This is a genomic window from Nocardioides immobilis, assembly GCF_003515065.1.
GTDB lineage: Bacteria > Actinomycetota > Actinomycetes > Propionibacteriales > Nocardioidaceae > Nocardioides > Nocardioides immobilis.
In genome coordinates, this window is record NZ_QXGH01000018.1 from 16,854 (window position 1) to 32,992 (window position 16,139).

Annotated in this window: 16 protein-coding genes; 2 read left to right on the forward strand and 14 right to left on the reverse strand. The window is 68.1% G+C overall.

The features are described from left to right. Positions 1-66: 66 nt before the first annotated feature. Positions 67-861: a FadR/GntR family transcriptional regulator gene (locus D0Z08_RS14690; protein ID WP_118926008.1), complete on the forward strand. Its 795-nt coding sequence runs from the start codon at positions 67-69 to the stop codon at positions 859-861. Here the strand turns inward: D0Z08_RS14690 and D0Z08_RS14695 are convergent. From D0Z08_RS14695 to D0Z08_RS14705, 3 genes are read right to left on the reverse strand one after another with little or no spacing between them, the layout of a single operon-like run. After that, a complete protein-coding gene (locus D0Z08_RS14695; protein WP_118926009.1) occupies positions 798-2,261 on the reverse strand; it encodes an MFS transporter in 1,464 nt (487 codons plus the stop codon). The genes D0Z08_RS14690 and D0Z08_RS14695 overlap by 64 nt on opposite strands. A gap of 7 nt (positions 2,262-2,268) precedes the next feature. Beyond that, positions 2,269-3,012 (reverse strand): SDR family NAD(P)-dependent oxidoreductase, encoded by a 744-nt coding sequence (locus D0Z08_RS14700; RefSeq protein WP_118926010.1) that lies wholly within the window; start codon positions 3,010-3,012, stop codon positions 2,269-2,271. Further along, a complete protein-coding gene (locus tag D0Z08_RS14705) occupies positions 3,009-3,785 on the reverse strand; it encodes an SDR family NAD(P)-dependent oxidoreductase (protein ID WP_118926011.1) in 777 nt (258 codons plus the stop codon). Before D0Z08_RS14705 ends, D0Z08_RS14700 begins: the two co-directional genes overlap by 4 nt. A gap of 105 nt (positions 3,786-3,890) precedes the next feature. On the opposite strand from D0Z08_RS14705, the gene D0Z08_RS14710 reads away from it, so the two are divergent. Continuing rightward, positions 3,891-4,325, forward strand: a complete 435-nt coding sequence (locus tag D0Z08_RS14710; protein ID WP_118926012.1) for an SRPBCC family protein — start codon at positions 3,891-3,893, stop codon at positions 4,323-4,325. A 50-nt stretch (positions 4,326-4,375) separates the two neighbouring features. Here the strand turns inward: D0Z08_RS14710 and D0Z08_RS14715 are convergent, their stop codons facing one another. The 11 genes from D0Z08_RS14715 to D0Z08_RS14765 form a co-directional block, all read right to left on the reverse strand. Then, the gene (locus tag D0Z08_RS14715) at positions 4,376-5,281 is read right to left on the reverse strand and encodes a mycofactocin-coupled SDR family oxidoreductase (RefSeq protein ID WP_118926013.1); all 906 of its coding nucleotides are present in this window, start codon (positions 5,279-5,281) and stop codon (positions 4,376-4,378) included. A 129-nt stretch (positions 5,282-5,410) separates the two neighbouring features. After that, positions 5,411-5,956, reverse strand: coding sequence for a carboxymuconolactone decarboxylase family protein (locus tag D0Z08_RS14720; protein ID WP_118926014.1), 546 nt, complete (start codon positions 5,954-5,956; stop codon positions 5,411-5,413). A gap of 87 nt (positions 5,957-6,043) precedes the next feature. Beyond that, the gene (locus tag D0Z08_RS14725; RefSeq protein WP_118926015.1) at positions 6,044-6,595 is read right to left on the reverse strand and encodes a nuclear transport factor 2 family protein; all 552 of its coding nucleotides are present in this window, start codon (positions 6,593-6,595) and stop codon (positions 6,044-6,046) included. 39 nt (positions 6,596-6,634) lie between these two features. After that, positions 6,635-8,098, reverse strand: coding sequence for a flavin-containing monooxygenase (locus D0Z08_RS14730; RefSeq protein WP_118926016.1), 1,464 nt, complete (start codon positions 8,096-8,098; stop codon positions 6,635-6,637). 135 nt (positions 8,099-8,233) lie between these two features. Beyond that, complete coding sequence (locus tag D0Z08_RS14735; RefSeq protein WP_118926017.1) at positions 8,234-9,721, reverse strand: MmgE/PrpD family protein; 1,488 nt, start codon at positions 9,719-9,721, stop codon at positions 8,234-8,236. 103 nt (positions 9,722-9,824) lie between these two features. Further along, positions 9,825-10,598: an HpcH/HpaI aldolase family protein gene (locus D0Z08_RS14740; protein ID WP_182481310.1), complete on the reverse strand. Its 774-nt coding sequence runs from the start codon at positions 10,596-10,598 to the stop codon at positions 9,825-9,827. 26 nt (positions 10,599-10,624) lie between these two features. Further along, positions 10,625-12,235 (reverse strand): class I adenylate-forming enzyme family protein, encoded by a 1,611-nt coding sequence (locus tag D0Z08_RS14745; RefSeq protein WP_118926019.1) that lies wholly within the window; start codon positions 12,233-12,235, stop codon positions 10,625-10,627. Further along, entirely contained in the window at positions 12,232-12,672 is a 441-nt protein-coding gene (locus D0Z08_RS14750; protein ID WP_118926020.1) for a cobalamin B12-binding domain-containing protein, read from the reverse strand. Before D0Z08_RS14750 ends, D0Z08_RS14745 begins: the two co-directional genes overlap by 4 nt. Continuing rightward, positions 12,669-14,333 (reverse strand): methylmalonyl-CoA mutase family protein, encoded by a 1,665-nt coding sequence (locus tag D0Z08_RS14755; protein WP_220454182.1) that lies wholly within the window; start codon positions 14,331-14,333, stop codon positions 12,669-12,671. The genes D0Z08_RS14750 and D0Z08_RS14755 overlap by 4 nt, the downstream gene beginning before the upstream one ends. A 46-nt stretch (positions 14,334-14,379) precedes the next feature. Continuing rightward, complete coding sequence (locus tag D0Z08_RS14760) at positions 14,380-15,294, reverse strand: LLM class F420-dependent oxidoreductase (RefSeq protein WP_118926021.1); 915 nt, start codon at positions 15,292-15,294, stop codon at positions 14,380-14,382. Between the two features lie 105 nt (positions 15,295-15,399). Then, positions 15,400-16,134, reverse strand: a complete 735-nt coding sequence (locus tag D0Z08_RS14765; protein ID WP_220454183.1) for an NADPH-dependent F420 reductase — start codon at positions 16,132-16,134, stop codon at positions 15,400-15,402. Positions 16,135-16,139: the final 5 nt, after the last annotated feature.

Here is a 16,139-nt window from a genome sequence, read left to right on the forward strand (position 1 = left end):
CAAAACTTGCAAGTCTTTCCGTTACGCTGCCGGATACTGGAAGGCTGACGGGATAACGGAGACGCTGTGCAAGAAACCAAGGGGCCCTCCCGGTTGCAGGAGCGGATCGGGGAGACGATCGCCGCCGACATCCGCCGGCGAGTGCTGCGGGGGACCTACCCCGCGGGGCCCTTGCCCAAGCAGAACGAACTGGCCGAGGAGTACGGCGTCAGCGGTCCGTCGTTACGGGAGGCACTGCGGATCCTGGAGGCCGAGGGCCTCATCACGGTGCGACGCGGCAAGATCGGTGGGGCGTTCATCCATCCGCCGAACTGGTCCTCCGCCGCCTACGCCCTGGGCCTGTCACTCCAGGGACAAGGGATCAAGCTCGCCGACCTGGCTGAGACCATCCGCGATCTGGAGCCGCGGTGCGCGGCGGCCTGCGCAAGCCGCGAGGACCGGATGTCCACCGTCGTCCCAGCGCTCGAGGCGAGCATCGCCGAGAGCGAGGCCGTCGTGGGGGACGGCACGAAGTTCACCACGGCGGCACGATCCTTCCACCACATCATGGTCGATTGGTCGCCGAACCAGACGAGCCGGCTCGTCGTGCGCAGCCTGGTCGCCGTCTGGTCCATCCAGGAGAAGGCCTGGGCCGACATCGCCGCGGCGGAGGGGCGTTACCCCCTTCCCCAGCAGCAGCACCAGGCCCTGGACTCTCACCGCCACATCGTCACCGCATTGATCGCCGGCGACGCCGAGAAGGTGGCCAGCATCGCGGCCGACCACCTCGCCGCGACCCAGTCGCGAGTCCTGGAGCCCTACGGCGACCGCGTCGTGGACGCCTCGTCGGACACGGCTATGCGGGCTTTCCGCAGCCTGTAGGGCGCCCGCTGCCCACGGGCGCGGAGGACCTCGGGGGCCGGGATCAGCAGTGCGAACCCGACGGCCGCCAGCGCGCCGACCGCCAGCGCGAGGAATCCGTTGCGGTAGCCTGCCTCCAGCGCGTACCCGTGCCCGTCAGAGCGCGCGGTGACGATACCGGCCATGACCGCCGAGCCGATCGAACCTCCGACTAGGCGGATGTTGGAGTTCATCCCGCTGGCCACCCCGCTTTGGTGGGGAGGCACCGCGCCCAGCACGACGCCGGCGAGGCTGGACACCACGCAGCCGTTGCCGATGCCCTGCACCACCATCCACAGTCCGACCTGCCACAGCTCCCCGTGGAACAGCCCGACCGCTGCGTAGGCGAAGGCGTTGGAGGCCGCGCCGACGCAGATGACCGACCTGGCCGAGAACCGGCGGACGAGACGAGGCGCGATCCATCCCATCACGAACCCGAGAGCTGAGGCCGGCAGCAGGACGAGACCCGAGGCCGTGATCGTGGCGGCGAAGCCGTAGCCGGTCTGGGTGGGCGCCTGCAGCATCTGCGGCAAGAACGCCAAGGAGGCGAAGGTGCCGAAGCCCACGGCGAAGGCCACGGCGTTGGCGGTCCAGACCCCGCGCGACCTCATGAGTCGAATGTCGATGAGCGGGAGCTTGATGCGCTGCTCGACCCACACCCATCCCCCGAACAGCACGACGGCTGAGCCGAGCATCGCGAGGATCCGCAGGGAGCCCCACCCCCAGTCGTTCCCCTCGCTCACGGCGAGCAGCAGGAGCACCAGCCACCCGGAGAGCAGCAACGCGGGTATCGGGTTGATGCGGCCGACCAGTCTCACCGGCGACTCCGGGACGAACACGAACGCGCCAATCGCGGCCAGCGCCGTGACGATCGACGGCACCCAGAACAGCCACGTGTAGCCGAGCCCCTCGACGATCGGACCCGCGAGGACGATGCCGATGCCGAAGGCGGCCGACACCAGGGAGGCAACGATCCCGATCGCCACGGGCGCCCGTGCCGCCGCCACCTCGTCGCGGATGATGCCGAAGGACAGCGGCATGACCCCGCCGCCCAGGCCCTGCACGACCCGCGCCACCAGCATCCACTCGATCGTGGGGGCGAGCGCTGCCATGGCGGATCCGACGGCGAGCAGCCCGAGCGTCACGATCAACATCCGCTGCTTGCCGACGGCGTCCCCGATGCGACCGATCAGCGGGGCCGCCACCGCCGCGGACAGCAGGTACGACGTCAGGACCCAGGCGGTCGTCGACTGATCCGTCTCGAACCTCTGCTGCACCTGCGGCAGCACCGGGAGGATGAGGGACTGCAACAAGCCGAAGGCACCGACTCCCATCGCCAGCACGAAGACCGTCGTCCGCGTGCTGGACGGCCTCCGGGCCATCACAGCCTCACTCGGTCATCCCGGCCTTGGCCATACGGGAACCCGCGTGGGGGGTCGCTCCGCCGTCGAGTCGGATGTCGCCACTCGTCATGAACTGGCTGTCGTCGGAGAGCAGGAACGCGGTGAACGACGCGACGTCGCGGTGCTCCGCCAGCCGGCCGCGCGTCGTCGACCTGATCGCGATGGCCTCGAAGTCCGACGGGGCCTCCGACAGGTCCTCGGCGAAGAAGCCGCAGTGCAGCGCGTTGATCCGGATCCCGAGGTCGGCCAGCTCCAGGTCCGCTGCGTGCGTCAACCCGCGTAGGGCCCACGCCGTTGCCGTGTCGCTGACGGAGGGGAATGCCGTGAACGCCGTCGCGGAGCCGATGTTGACGATGCTGGAACCCGGGGGCATCAGCGGGACCAGGGTCTGCAGTCCCAGGACGACGGCCGTGAGGTTGACTGCGATGACGTTGTTCCAGTCGTCCAGCTGCACGTCGTCGATCCCCACATGGTGGTCGAACCTGCCGCAGTGCACGTAGCCGTCGACCCGGCGACCCTCGAGCGTGCGGCCGAGACGCGTCCAGCTCGCGGGCTCGGCGCCGTCGAGCACCTCGAAGCCGATCTCCTCGGGCAGCTCCGCCGCTGGCGTCGCCCGGTCGGCCAGGATCACCTGCGCTCCTGCGGCGGCCAGCCCTCCGGCGATGCCGACCCCCACCTGCGTGCCCATCGAGCTCACCACCACGAGCTTTCCGGTCAGGTCCGCGCTCATCGGCCCTCCTTGATGGCATCGGCGAAGGGCTTGGCGCCGGACTGGCCGAACCGGCCGCCGTCGACGGTGATCTCCGCGCCGCTGATGTATGAGGCCTGGTCCGACAGCAGGAAGACCACGATCGACGCCACGTCGCGCGGCTGCCCGATCCGCCCCAGCGTCGTCAGTGCGATCGCGGCCGCACGCTTGGTCTCGTTCATGCCCGCCACGATCTTGGTGTCGATCAGTCCCGGATTGACCAGGTTCACCCGGATACCGCGGGTGCCGTAGGTGAGCCCGGCGACTCTCGTCAGGCCGCGGATGCCCCACTTGCTCACGGTGTAAGGACCCGGATTGGCTCCCATGCTCGCCACCGACCCGATGTTGACGATCGACGACCCTGCCCCCATCAGCGGGGTCAGCGCGCGCATCGACATCAGGGGCGCCGTCATGTTGATGGCCATGACGCGGTGGTAGTCGTTCATCGGCGTCGTCAACAGCGGCCTGGGAGTTGAGATGGCCGCGTTGTTGACCAGTCCGTCCACCCGGCCGTACTGCTGCTCCAGCGACTTCGCCAGCGCCTGCCACTGATCGAGGTCCGACACGTCACCGCGGACGAACTGCACGCCGTCGGGAACCGTGCCGGGCTCCGGCTCGGCGATGTCCAGTGCGACGACGTGCGCACCACTGCGCGCCAGGAGGTCGACCTCGGCCGCGCCCTGGCCGTTGGCCGCGCCGGTGACCACGACGACCTTGCCGCTCAGCCCCGGCTGGGGACAGGAAGCGTCCATCATCGGCTCCTTTCCTCGTGCGTCGTCCAGTCTCACCGTGATCCGGCGCGGACGGCACTGGCGCTACAGCCAGTCGCCACCGACGGCGACGACTGATAGAAAATCTGAATGGACATCACCGCACGCGGCACGATCGACCGGCCCATCGACGAGGTCTGGGCCATCCTCTCCGACTTCGCCGGCCTCCAGGAGTGGCACCCCGGGCTGTCGACGTGCGAGACGGAGGGCTCCGGGGTGGGGTCGCTGCGGAGGGTCACGCTCAAGGACGGGAGAGGAGCGACGGAGCGGCTCGACGAGCTCGACGAGAGCACCCACACCCTCGTCTACAGCGTCACCGAGAGCGTCCGGCCAGCGACCATCGGCCTCTCGGCCCGGATCACCCTGTCGCAGGCGTCCGAGACCGCTACCGAAGTGGAGTGGGTCGTCTCTCCTCCCGAGTCGGACGGCTTGACCGACGAGATCATCGACGGCATGCGCGCCTACTACCCGTCGCGCATCCAGAACCTGGCCGACGCAGCGCACCGCCGGGCCGACGCCGGCTGACCGACGCTCGCACGCCCCTCCGAGCGGGGCGTGCCAGGCGCGAAGCCAGGTCAGCGCGGTTGCGGGTTGTCGATCTGCCACTGGAGCGCGCCGATGCGCTCAGCAGCAACGGGAGGAATGCCGGGAGCGCCGGCGAGGGTGCCCCCGTCGATCGGCAGGACGACACCGGTCACGCGCCGCGCCTCGTCCGATGCGAGGAACAGCACCCCGTGGGAGATGTCTTCGGGATCCAGCCAGTCGACGGGCAGCAGGAACGTGGCGCGTGCAGGGAACCGCACGTCCTCGATCGTCCCACCCGGCCCGCCGCGGAACCCATCCAGGACGTGCTGGTCGAGGAGCATCGACGTGCCAGTGGCGCCCGGGAGCACGGCGTTGACCCGGATGGAGTGCGGGCCCAGCTCGTTGGCCAACGACTTCATCAGCCCGATCAGGCCGGCCTTGGCGGCGCTGTACGCCGTCAGCGTCGGGAACGGCTGGACGCCGGAGACGGAGGACGTGAAGATGATCGAGCCGGACCCCTGCTCGACCATGTGCGGCAGCACAGCCTTGGTGACCCGCCAGGCCGCGGACAGATCGGTCTCGATCGTGGCGTCGAAGAACTCGTCGGTCTGGTCCTGCCAGTTCCGCGCGGCGGCCACACCGTGGTTGACGGCCAGCACGTCGATGCGACCGAACTGCTCGATCGTGCGCTGGACCGCTGCTGCCATCTCCTCGGACCGGCGGGCGTCCGCCTTGATGGCCAGACAAGGGACGCCGATCTCCTTGACGAGGCGCTCGGTCTCGTCGAGGTCGGCCTGCGTCGCCGTGGTGTTGGGCGCCATCTCAGGGATGTCTTCGCAGATGTCGGTGACGACGACGCCGGCGGCGCCCTCCCTCGCCAGGACCAGCGCGTGCGAGCGCCCCTGGCCGCGTCCGGCTCCGGTGATGAAGACGACCTTGCCGTCCATGCGTCCCATGCTGAATTCCTATCCCGTTGAGGTTTACGATCCCGAGCGGTGTGACCGGTCCACGGCGGCACCCAGCCACACGGCGCTTCTCACCTGGCGGGAGGCTCCCTACGCGAAGGAGGCCGGCCGCCAGGAGGTTCACGCGTTGGCGGTCTCTGTCGGCGTGAAGTTCTGGATAACCACGGTCTCCTGCGTGCCCCAGGGAGTGAGGCGCTCGCCCGACGTCGGGTCGCTCTGGAAGTACTCGGGAAGCTCGTCGACACCGTAGGAGAGCGCGGACAGTCGGCCCCCGGCGACGAAGCAGGCGCAGCTGTAGGCGATCTCGTGGATGTCGCGCTCGGAGAAGTGGCGGCGCAGCTCTGCCACGAGTGCCTCGTCGATGGCGAGGTGGTTCGTGGCGAACAGGTCCGCGAAGCGCAGCGCCGCACGCTCTGCGTCGGTGAGGTCGGGGGCCTCGTGCGGCTTCTCGAGTGAGCACACCAGGTCCTCGGTCACCCCGTCCTCGATCGCGTCCTCGTAGCGGACCGCCATGCAGGTCCGGCACTGGTTGTGGAAGGCGATGCGCAGCCGGATGATCTCCATCAACCGCCGCGGCAGGTTCCCATCGTTCATGACGCTGACCAGGAACCCCTCCTGGGCAGCCAGGATCTTGGTGTTCGGGTCCTTGAACTCGAGTACGGGCATGGTGCTTCCTCCGGGTGGTAGTTGTGCAGAATATATGTAAACTTTTATATGAACAGAACTCTAGTGTTCCTTATTCCTCGCGACGGGTCACCACCGAGGAGCGGCGTACTGGCCGTCTCCGAGCAACATGGCGGCGAACTCCTCGTGGGCCACCGGGCGGAACACCCGCTCGCGGATCCGCCACACCCCGTCGACCTTCCTGAACCGCCAGCGGTTCGCCGATGCGCCGATCAGCTGGACCTTTGCCTCACGGAAGACGACGCTCAAGGCATAGCTGCGGGCGGTGGCGTCCTCGCCCTCGACCGTGATGTCGACATTGTTGCCCTGAACGTGCATGACGTTGCCGTACCAGGACCTGTCCCACAGCCCCTCGGGATCGGCGAGGAACTGGTGCAGCTGCTCGCTTCCCTCCCACCGCCGCGTCACGGCGAACTCGCCGTAGGAGGAACCCATGGCCAGGTCGACGGCGCCGTCCGGAGTGAACAGATCCACGAAGTCATCGACGCTGCCGACGTCCATCACGTAGCCGAAGCGCGTCAGCAGCTCGCGGATGGCCCGCTCGTCCTCGAGGTCGGCGAGGCGACGCTCGAGCTCGTCGAGGCGGGCGGCCAACGCCGGGGCGGGCTGCCGGTCTGACATGAGTCGGCCTTTCGTGCGGTCGTCGCGGCGTCGCCGCGGCTAGCGGGTGACGGACGCTGGGCGGCGAAGGAGCTTCAGGAGAAGGGAGTAGACGACGAGCCCATCCCGCCACTGGGTCACGATCTGTCCCTTGGGGCCCTTGAAGTAGTTGTTGCCGTGGACCCACGCGGTCTTGGCGAGTCGGCGCTGCAGCCACTTGTTGTAGACAGTCGTCCACGACTGCTTGACGTCGATCGCAGTGACGCCGCCGTTCTTCATGCGCCTGAGGTTCGCCACCACGTAGCCCGCCTGCTGCATCTGCAACCAGGTGATCGGCGCCGCGCCGTTGCTGTTCGGTCCGTAGAGCATGTAGAAGTTCGGGAAGTTCGGGACGGCTGTCCCGAGGAACGCGTAAGCCCCCTCGCGCCACTGCTCGTGCAGGTCGCATCCGTCACGTCCGTACACCTGCAGCGTTGACAGGTACGAGCTCGCCTTGAAGCCGATCGCTGCCACTACGATGTCGACCTCGCGCTCGACACCTTCGCTGTCGACGATCCCTGTCTCGGTCAGCTCCGACACGCTGTGCGGCACCAGCTCGACGTTCTCGCGCTTCAGTGCCGGGAAGTAGGCGTCGGTCAGGATGCGCCGCTTGCCCGAGAACGCGTACTTCGGCGTCAGCGCCTCCTTGAGGTCCGGCCGGTCCGCGAAGGTCGTCTCCAGGTACTGCAGCGCGAGGGCCTTGGCCTTCTCGTTGCGCTCGCTGCCGAGGATGTAGACAGGACGGTAGAGGTAGGCGATCTCGTTCTTCGCCATCATCTTCAGACGGCGCCACTTGCGCCTCCAGGGGTTGTTCAGCTCCTTGAGGTCCTCCTCGGTGTAGTCACGGTCACCCTTGGGGAGCACCCACCCCGGCTCGCGCTGGAAGACGTACAGCTGCTTCACGTCCGGCGCGATCGTCGGAATGATCTGCACCGCCGAAGCGCCGGTGCCGACCACGGCGACCCGTTTGCCCGTCACGTCAAGGTCGTCGGGCCACTGCTGGGTGTGGAAGACCCGGCCTCGGAACTTCTCGAGACCGGGCCACGAGGGGTCCTTCGGATCACTGAACAGACCGACGGCGGAGACGACGACATCGCACTCGATCTGCTCCCCTGCGGCTGTCGTCACGGTGTGGGTGTGCGTGGCGTCGTCCCATCGCACCTCTCGCACCTTGACACCGAACCGGAAGTGATCGCGCACGTCGAACATGTCGAGCGTCTCGTCGATGTAGCGCATGAGCTCAGGTTGCCGAGCGTGCGTGCGCGTCCACACGTGGTCGCGGTACGGCAGCGAATACACCGTCGAGTTCACGTCGACCTCGGCCCCCGGATAGTGGTTCAGCCACCATGTCCCACCCGGGCCATCGGCCGCTTCCAACACCGTGAAGTCGTCGAACCCTGCCTTCTTGAGCTTGACCGCCATCGTCACCCCGGCAAAACCCGCTCCGATGACGATCACCCGCGGCGACGACGTCCTACCGACCATGCGTACCCACTCCAGACTCTGTAGAACGACCGCCGGCTTCGCGGCGGCCCTTGTCACACTTAAAGGTGTGCACGATTGAATACAATGATCGCACACTCGCCGACCTGAGGCAACGGTCCAGGCTCCCGTCGGACGTCATCGAGACAACAGCGCGACCAGCGGCGTCAGGCTCTCGGTCTTCTCGATGCTCAGCACGTGCTCGACGAGCTGCTCGGCACGGCCCGCAGGCAGAAAGGGATCGAGGTAGTTCCGCGCCTTCTCGGTGTGGAACTCGTCGGTCGCCCTGGTCTCCTCCGACCACGGGTCGCCGTAGACGTGGCCGCACGTCTCCTCGAACCGAGCGCCACGCGCCTCGACGACCAGCCCGGTGGCACCGCTCTCCGCGACGCGGAGGTGCTCCGAGGCGGTGGCCTTCTCGCGCAGCGCCTCCCCGGCCGGCTCGTCGATCTCGAGCCGGACGCGCTGCATGAAGTCACGCACCGACGGATCGGCGATCTTCTGCGGGTCGTACCACTCCGGCCCGGGCGGGTAGCCGTAGGCCAGCATCGCGATGAGGTAAGGGGTGTTGAACGGCAGGTCCAGCAGCGTGTCCGGGTCGTCCGCGTCCGGCTCGTAGCTCGCATCGGCGATCGGACCGAAGTTGCCGACCAGCGGTGTCACCCTGACCCCGACGTACGTGATCTCGTCGGCCGTCAGCTGCTCGCGGTCGCGGATCTTCTCGAAGAGCTCCAGGGGGCCGCCGACGTAGCGGCAGGACGGGTAGCGCTTGATCGAGTCCTCGAGGATCCACCACCTGCTGCCGATCCGGCCCGCGACCCGCTGCTGGTCGACCTGCCGCACGTTGTCGGACAGCGGGGTGTCCAAGAGCTGCTCGAGCACGTCGAGGTGGCCGGTGAAGCCGTGCTTCGCCACCTGCGCGGCGGCCATCGAGGTCTGCGTCTGGGGGTAGTAGGACATGTAGTTGACGCTGCGCTGGCGCGTCGTGGGCGGCGCCGCGCGGGGCGGCGCCGTGACGGCGGCGATGCTCAGTGCGTGCGCGGTCTGGACGGCGTCAAGGCCGATGGCGCGAGCAGCCGCGGCGGCTGCTCCGATCGCGACGTAGTTGAGCCTGCTGGCCGAGCTCCGCTGGGCGTCGGTCACCCTCTTCTCCGCTGCGCCGACGCTCGTGGGAGGCAGGTTCGACGGCGCCATGATGTTGAGCACACATGCCGTCTCGAGGCCCATCAGGTAGGCCATCAACAGCTCTTTACCGTTGCCATCCTTCGCCTCGGTCAGCGCGAGCGCGTTGGCGAGGATCATCGTGGAGGCGTGGCTGAAGAAGAAGCTGTCGCTGGCTGCGAGCACACTGCCCGCCTCCGAGTTCACCATGGCGGCACCCATGGGCGAGAGCTGCTCCCCGGAGACCAGCGCGGTCGAGGTCCCGGCTCCACCGCACGCCGTGGCCGCGTTCACCATCGCCTGCTGCCGGGCCGTGAAGGCCTGCCCGCCGACCATGCAGGTCAAGGTGTCGAGCAACAGTCGCTTGCCGTACTCGACCACGTCGGACGGCAAGCCATCCAGCTGCGTCTCGGCCACCATGACACCCAGCCGCTCGGACAACAGCGGTCCATTGCTCTGGCTCATGTCGTGACCACTCCTGACTCGTGCCGGCCTACTCGCCGAGCATGTCCCATGGACGCGGCGGACGGCACTGACGAAACTGACAGGACCCCGGCATCGCTGTGACTCAGCCGGCCCTCATCCGCTTGCGAACCGCCGGCGCCGTCGAGTCCAACAGCTGTCGAAGGCTGGCGGTCAGTACGCCGAGGTCCATCCCCAGCACGAACGCACCCGCCTCGCTCTGGTCCACGTCGGGAAGCAGAGGACCCATGGCGCGCTTGCCGTGCCGCTCGGCCGCCGCGGCGACGCTGCGCCAAGCGTCGGCGATCTCGGGCGAGGCGACCGGCACACCCATCTCAGCCGCCAGGTCGACCGCGCCCAGGTACACCAGGTCCACACCTTCGACAGCAGCGATCGCGTCGACGTTCTCGAGGCCGGCCGCCGACTCGATGATCGGGCTGATGAAGATGTCCTCCTCGGACGAGGCGACGTATTCGTCCCAGCCCTCCCTGGAGTAGCCGGCACCTCTGACGATCGGGCAGGTGCCCCGTACTCCGCGCGGTGGCCGGCGGGTAGCCGCCACCACGGCTTCGACGCTCTCGGCACTGTCGGCGTGCGGGATGATCAGTCCTTGGACGTCGATGTCCAGGAACCGCTGCACGGCGGCAGGCGAGAGGTCCCACAGCCGGGCGAAGACCCGGATGCCGGCGGCCTCCGCGGCACGCACGTGCGGCAGCGTCGTGAGCGGATCCATAGGTGTGTGCTCGCAGTCGATGACCACGAAGTCGTAACCCGCAGCGGCGACCGACTCCGTGATCGACGGGTCGGTGCTGCCGACGAAGATGCCGAGCGCAGCCTCGCCACGGGCGTTCATCTCGGCGATCGTCTCGAGTCGTCGCACTGGTCGGACCGTCCTTCCCCTCGGTGTCATTCGGCGTCTTGACGCATCAGGGACTCGCGGAGCGCGAACTTCTGGATCTTGCCACTCAGCGTCACCGGGAAGGCGTCGAGGAAGAACCACTGTCGCGGCACCTTGTGAGCGGAGATCCGGTCGACGAGGAAAGCCCTGAGCTGCGCCTGGTCGACCACCCGACCTTCGTGCAGACGGACCACAGCCGCGACCTCCTCGCCCCACTCGGGATCCGGGAGGCCGATGACCGCGACCTCCGCGACGTCGGGGTGCTCGATCAGCTGGTCCTCGATCTCGCGCGGGTAGATGTTCTCTCCACCACGGATCAGCATGTCCTTCAGGCGCCCGTTGATCGTCAGGTACCCGTCCTCCCGGATGGTGCCGAGGTCACCGGTCCGGAACCAGCCGTCGGCGGAGAGGACCTCCTCGGTCGCCGTCGGGTTGTTCCAGTAGCCAGCGAAGACACTGAACCCCTTGTAGCAGATCTCACCGACCTCATCGATCGCCAGAGGCTCGGGAGCCTCCGGCGCGCAGATCCGGACGTTGATCGGACCCAACGGGTATCCCACTGACTGGGTGAGGTGCTCCAGGGTGTCATCGCGGAACGTCTGGCAGATCATGCCGCTCATCTCAGTCTGCCCGTAGATCATGACGAAGTCGCAGCCCATCTCCCGCTCGACCCGGTCGACCAGCTCCGGCGCGACGGGCGCACCACCGCAGGCGTGCAGCCGCAGAGACTCCATGGACCGACTCGGGAAGCTGGGGTGGTCCAGCAGCCGCAGCGCCATCGTCGGCACCGTGGTGATCCAGTTCGCCCGCTCCGTCTCGATCAGCTCGAGCGCGAACCCGGCGTCGAACTGCGGGACCATCAGCATCGTCCCGAGGTTCCACAGTGTGCCGAGGGTCGAGTGGACCGAGCCTCCCGTGTGGCACATCGGCATGCAGTTGAGCCAGACAGAGCCCTCGTCGAGCGCGAAGCGCTCGGTCGCGAACTTCGAGGTGTTGACCACGCCCCGGTGGCGCATCATGGCGCCCTTGGGCGGGCCCGTCGTCCCGGAGGTGTACTGGATCATGAACAGGTCGTCCGCGTCGACCGACGGCAGCGCCGGGTCATCCCCACGGTGCGCGGCCACCAGTCCGGGCAGGTCGTTGAGGAAGACCGTTTCGCGCACGAACGGCAGCTCTGATACGACCTTCGCAACCATGCTTCTCGTGTCTGCACCGCGGTACTCCGACATCGAGACGATGCCGGAGGAATCGGAGTCGGCGAGGACGTGTCGCAGCTCGGGCAGCTTGCTGGCAGGGTTGGCGGCGACGACGACCACTCCGGCCATGGCCGCGCCGAACTCGAGCAGCCACCACTCGGGGACGTTGGGGGCGAGCACCGTGACCCGCTCACCGGGCTGGAACCGTCGCAGGAGGAAGCGGGCGATCGCCTCCGACTGGTCCAAGACCTCTTGGTAGGTCCATTCGCGCTGATCCGACCGATCGGGCGTCCGGGCCTTGAGGGCGACCCGGTCTGGGGCGCGGTCCGCACCCCGCCGGAGCAGATCACCGACCGTAAGGTCGCTGACGGTGCCCTGTGACGGATCGGCCACGTGCTCCGCGATCTCGAACTTGACGCTCATCCCTGCACCCTCCGGTCCGGCTCCGATCCGCTCTCTGCTGATCCCCGGCACAGCTCATGGAGGCTGTCCGCGATCTGCCGGGTGGCCGAGCCGGGGCCGAAGATCGCCGCGATGCCCATCTCCTGCAGCACCTTGTGGTCGTCGGCGTGGATCAGGCCCCCCACAACGACCGGGACGTCCGACGCTCCCTGGCGCTCCATCTCCTGGAGCAGCGTGCGACACTGCTTGACATAGGAGGCCGAGGAGAAGCTGACCCCCACACAGTCGACGTCCTCGGCGATGACGGCCTGCACCAGCTGGGTCGTCGTCAGGTGCTCGCCGAGGTAGACGACCTCGAAGCCCTCGTCGCGCAGCCGGAGGCTGAGCGTGCGGATGCCCTTCGTGTGGACGTCCAGCCCGAGCATGCCCAGCGCGATCCGCACAGGTCGCGCGCTCATGCCGGCGAGAGGTCGAAGGGCGAATCGACGATCCCGAACGCGTCGTACGCGTGCCCGAACGCCTGACGCAGCGTGCCCCAGACCTCGGAGACCGTCGCGTCGGCGATCAGTGCCTCGATCATCGGCGGATAGGGGTTGCCACCCTGTCGGGTGACGTCGTAGAGAGTCGAGATCGCCGAGCCGACGCGACGCATGTCGCGGCTGTCGCGGAACTCCACGAACCGACGCACGTGGGCCTCGATCGATGCCGTCCGCTCCTCGAAGCGGCTCGGCGTCTCCTCGTCCTCGGCGGTGAAGGCGTTCTTGCCGACGACGAGCCGGTCCCCCGACTGCAGCTCCTCGTCGAACTCCACGTTGAACGCGTCCATCTCGGCCTCGAGCCAGCCGGAGTCGATCGCGGCCACCAGACCCTTCTCCTCGATGCGCTCCAGGAACGCCAGAGCGTCCCGCTCGACGGCGTCGGTGAGGGCCTCGACGTAGTAGCTGCCGGCCAGGGGGTCGGCAACGCGCGCAGCTCCGACCTCGTGCGCCAGGATCTGCTGGGTGCGCAGCGCCAGCTGCTTCGCCTCGTCGGACGGTATCGAGATCGGCTCGTCGTAGGTGCAGGTCTCGACCGACTGCACCCCACCGCAAATCGCGGCGAACGACTGGATGGCCGTGCGGGACAGGTTGTTCAACGGCTGCTGGTAGACCAGCGACTTGCCCGACGTGTGGACCGCTATCCGCAGCCTCATGGCACGCTCGGAGGTGGCGCCGTAGCGCTCCTTCATCGTGCGCGCCCACACCCGGCGCAGTGCCCGGAACTTGGCGACCTCCTCGAAGAAGTCCACGTCCGAGGTGGACACCCACGCCATCTTCGAGGCCACATCGTCGACCGAGCGGCCCCGCCCCACGACCTCGTCCAGGCAGGCCTGCACGATCGCCATGCCCAGCGCGATCTCCTGCGAGGGGTTCACCCCCCGCTCACGCAAGTCGTAGGCCTGCGGCACGCCGAGGCTCCACTTGGGCGTGAACTCGGTCGCGTAGTCGATGCAGTCCGCCGACATTCGTAGCGCCATGTTGGGTGGGACCAGCTTCGCGCCCCACCCGGACAGGACCTGGTGCAGGTAGTCCGGCATGTGCGACCCGAGAAGACCGTCCAGGCTCTGCCCCCGCTTCTTGTGGACGGCCACCGTCAGCGGGTAGACCAGGGCGATCGAGTGCCACGCCAGGTCGACCTTGGCCAGGTCGACGCCCTCCAGCAGGCGTTCGCAGTCGCGGAGCGTCGGCACGGACACTCCCTCGACGCCGACGTCGTCGCGGAAGAGGGGATGGTCAGGATCCACGGCCCACTTCGTGGGCAGGTCGTCGACGACGTTCATCCCGCTCGCGCCGTTGGCGATCGCCCGTTGCAGCCCCTCCCGCGTGTCCTCGGGCGCGGCGTACCCGACGATCTCCCGCATGCTCCACATCCGAGAGCGATACATCTCGGGGAACGCTCCGCGGGTGAAAGGGTACTCACCCGGCTTCTCGTCGGGGTTGTGGCCGGCGGGCAGGTCGGCCGCCGTGTAGTGCGACTTGGTCGGGATGCCGCCCCACGTCTTGGTCCGGGAGAGCTGGACGGTCGTCAGGGCCTGCTCATCCGCATGGGACGCGCCGTCGGAGTGTCGCGATTCGGACACGAGGAGCCCTCCTTGTGAGTGATCGTGCGGGGCCAGCTGCCCCGGGTCACCGATCGTGGTCGGATGGAAAGTCGGGCAGGACGTCGCGGGCGACGTTGCGCAGGGTCTGGGCGACGGCGTCAGTGTCGTCGGACGCGGGCGCAAGGATGCAATAGGTCGCACCCGCGGCGCGGTAGGCGTCGAGCTCGCGTCCGAGAGCTTGGGAGTCGTTCCCGTCGACGAACGCCTTCCGCTCCCCCTCGGTGGTGACGGCTTCGCCCACGCCGAGGTTGAGCCGGACCCCGAAGTCGAAGGTGGAGACATCGCGGCCGTGCTCCTCCAGGATGTCGACCGCCCCCTTGCGGGACTCTCCGAAGTCCTTCGGGCCGATGGCTGACGGGTGCCAGCCTGTGCCGAGACGAGCGGCACGCCGGATGGCCGCGTCGCTGTTGCCGCCGACCCAGATCGGGATGGACGGCTGCTGCACGGGTTTGGGCGAGGTCCGCACACCCGAGAAGCTCCAGTGCTTGCCCTCGAAGCTTGCGACCTCCTCGGTCCACAGGGCCTGCATCACCTGGATCGACTCGGTCGTGATGGCTCCCCGGCGGTTCCAGGGGATGTTCATCGCCTCGAACTCCTCCGGCACGTTGCCGACGCCGACGCCAAGGGTGACTCGCCCGCCGCTGAACTGGTCGAGGGTGGCGACGTACTTCGCGATCTCGAACGGTTGGTGGAAGGGCAGGATCAGCACCGACGTACCCAGCCGGATGCGCGACGTCTTCGCCGCGATGTGCGACAGGGTGGCCAACGGGTGGAAGTACGGACGGTCCCCCAGGCGCGCATGGACGTAGCTGACGTGGGTGAGGTGCTCCGAGGTCCACACCGAGTCGAACCCGAGTTCCTCGGCCAGGACGGCGAGATCCGCCAGAGCCAACGGGTCGCGCACCCCGTTGTTCGAGGGGATCGAGAGAGCAATGCGCATCGGTTACCTTCCGTCGATGGCGGGCAGGTGGCACCCCGCGCCACCGCCCACGGTCGCACCGCCCACCGGCGGGGACAACTGGTCGATTCGACAGTCCGCCACGCGTCAGCCCTCGATGCCCTGCAGCGTGCGGTTCAGCGCGAGCAGGTCGTCGTGCGTCAGATCTCGGTCGAGCTGGGCCATCAATGCCTGTGCGTGCGCGATCTTGGGCCGCGCCTCGCCCTTGACCGCCTCGGCCAGCTTGACGCGGGTGGTCGCGGCGTCGAGGTCGAGGCAGTAGACAGGCGTGTAGGGCTGCTGCCGCCAGGACTCCTCCAGCGAGCCGGCATCCACGGGATCGAATCCCGCGACGTTCACGAGACCCATCGCGACCCTCTTGGCCTCGGCGTCATCACCGGCCACCGCGATGGCCAGTCGGCCGGGTGCGCCCTCAGGTGCACCGAGGTCAGCGAGCGTCTCGGCGAGCACGTTGTTGAAGGCCTTGATCACAGGCCGGCCGATCTGCTGTGCGACCCACACGCTCTCGGTCATCCCGGCGTCGATCTCCGGGATGTTCGGGTCACGGAGGCCCGGATAGTAGTTGCCGGTGTCGATGACGGGGACCCTCTCGGGGACACCGTCGAAGAGGTCGGGCGGCAGCTTCGAGATCGCGGGGAACGGGATCGACAAGATGATCACGTCGGCGACTTCGACCGCGCCGCGGGCATCGGCGGCGATCGCGCCCACCTCGTCCGCGAACGCGCGCACGCCGTCGGCACCCTTCGAGTTGGCGACCCGGACCTCGTGACCGGCTGCGGCGTACTTGCGGGCGAGCGAGCTGCCGATGTGCCCGACGCCCACGATCC

Bases quoted from the DNA above. Each gene is read 5' to 3' on its own strand.
- D0Z08_RS14700 (WP_118926010.1), bottom strand. From the start codon at position 3,012: ATGAGCGCGGACCTGACCGGAAAGCTCGTGGTGGTGAGCTCGATGGGC.
- D0Z08_RS14750 (WP_118926020.1), bottom strand. From the start codon at position 12,672: ATGAGCGCGCGACCTGTGCGGATCGCGCTGGGCATGCTCGGGCTGGAC.
- D0Z08_RS14695 (WP_118926009.1), bottom strand. From the start codon at position 2,261: ATGGCCCGGAGGCCGTCCAGCACGCGGACGACGGTCTTCGTGCTGGCG.
- D0Z08_RS14710 (WP_118926012.1), top strand. From the start codon at position 3,891: ATGGACATCACCGCACGCGGCACGATCGACCGGCCCATCGACGAGGTC.
- D0Z08_RS14745 (WP_118926019.1), bottom strand. From the start codon at position 12,235: ATGAGCGTCAAGTTCGAGATCGCGGAGCACGTGGCCGATCCGTCACAG.
- D0Z08_RS14725 (WP_118926015.1), bottom strand. From the start codon at position 6,595: ATGTCAGACCGGCAGCCCGCCCCGGCGTTGGCCGCCCGCCTCGACGAG.
- D0Z08_RS14730 (WP_118926016.1), bottom strand. From the start codon at position 8,098: ATGGTCGGTAGGACGTCGTCGCCGCGGGTGATCGTCATCGGAGCGGGT.
- D0Z08_RS14735 (WP_118926017.1), bottom strand. From the start codon at position 9,721: ATGAGCCAGAGCAATGGACCGCTGTTGTCCGAGCGGCTGGGTGTCATG.
- D0Z08_RS14705 (WP_118926011.1), bottom strand. From the start codon at position 3,785: ATGATGGACGCTTCCTGTCCCCAGCCGGGGCTGAGCGGCAAGGTCGTC.
- D0Z08_RS14760 (WP_118926021.1), bottom strand. From the start codon at position 15,294: ATGCGCATTGCTCTCTCGATCCCCTCGAACAACGGGGTGCGCGACCCG.
- D0Z08_RS14715 (WP_118926013.1), bottom strand. From the start codon at position 5,281: ATGGGACGCATGGACGGCAAGGTCGTCTTCATCACCGGAGCCGGACGC.
- D0Z08_RS14720 (WP_118926014.1), bottom strand. From the start codon at position 5,956: ATGCCCGTACTCGAGTTCAAGGACCCGAACACCAAGATCCTGGCTGCC.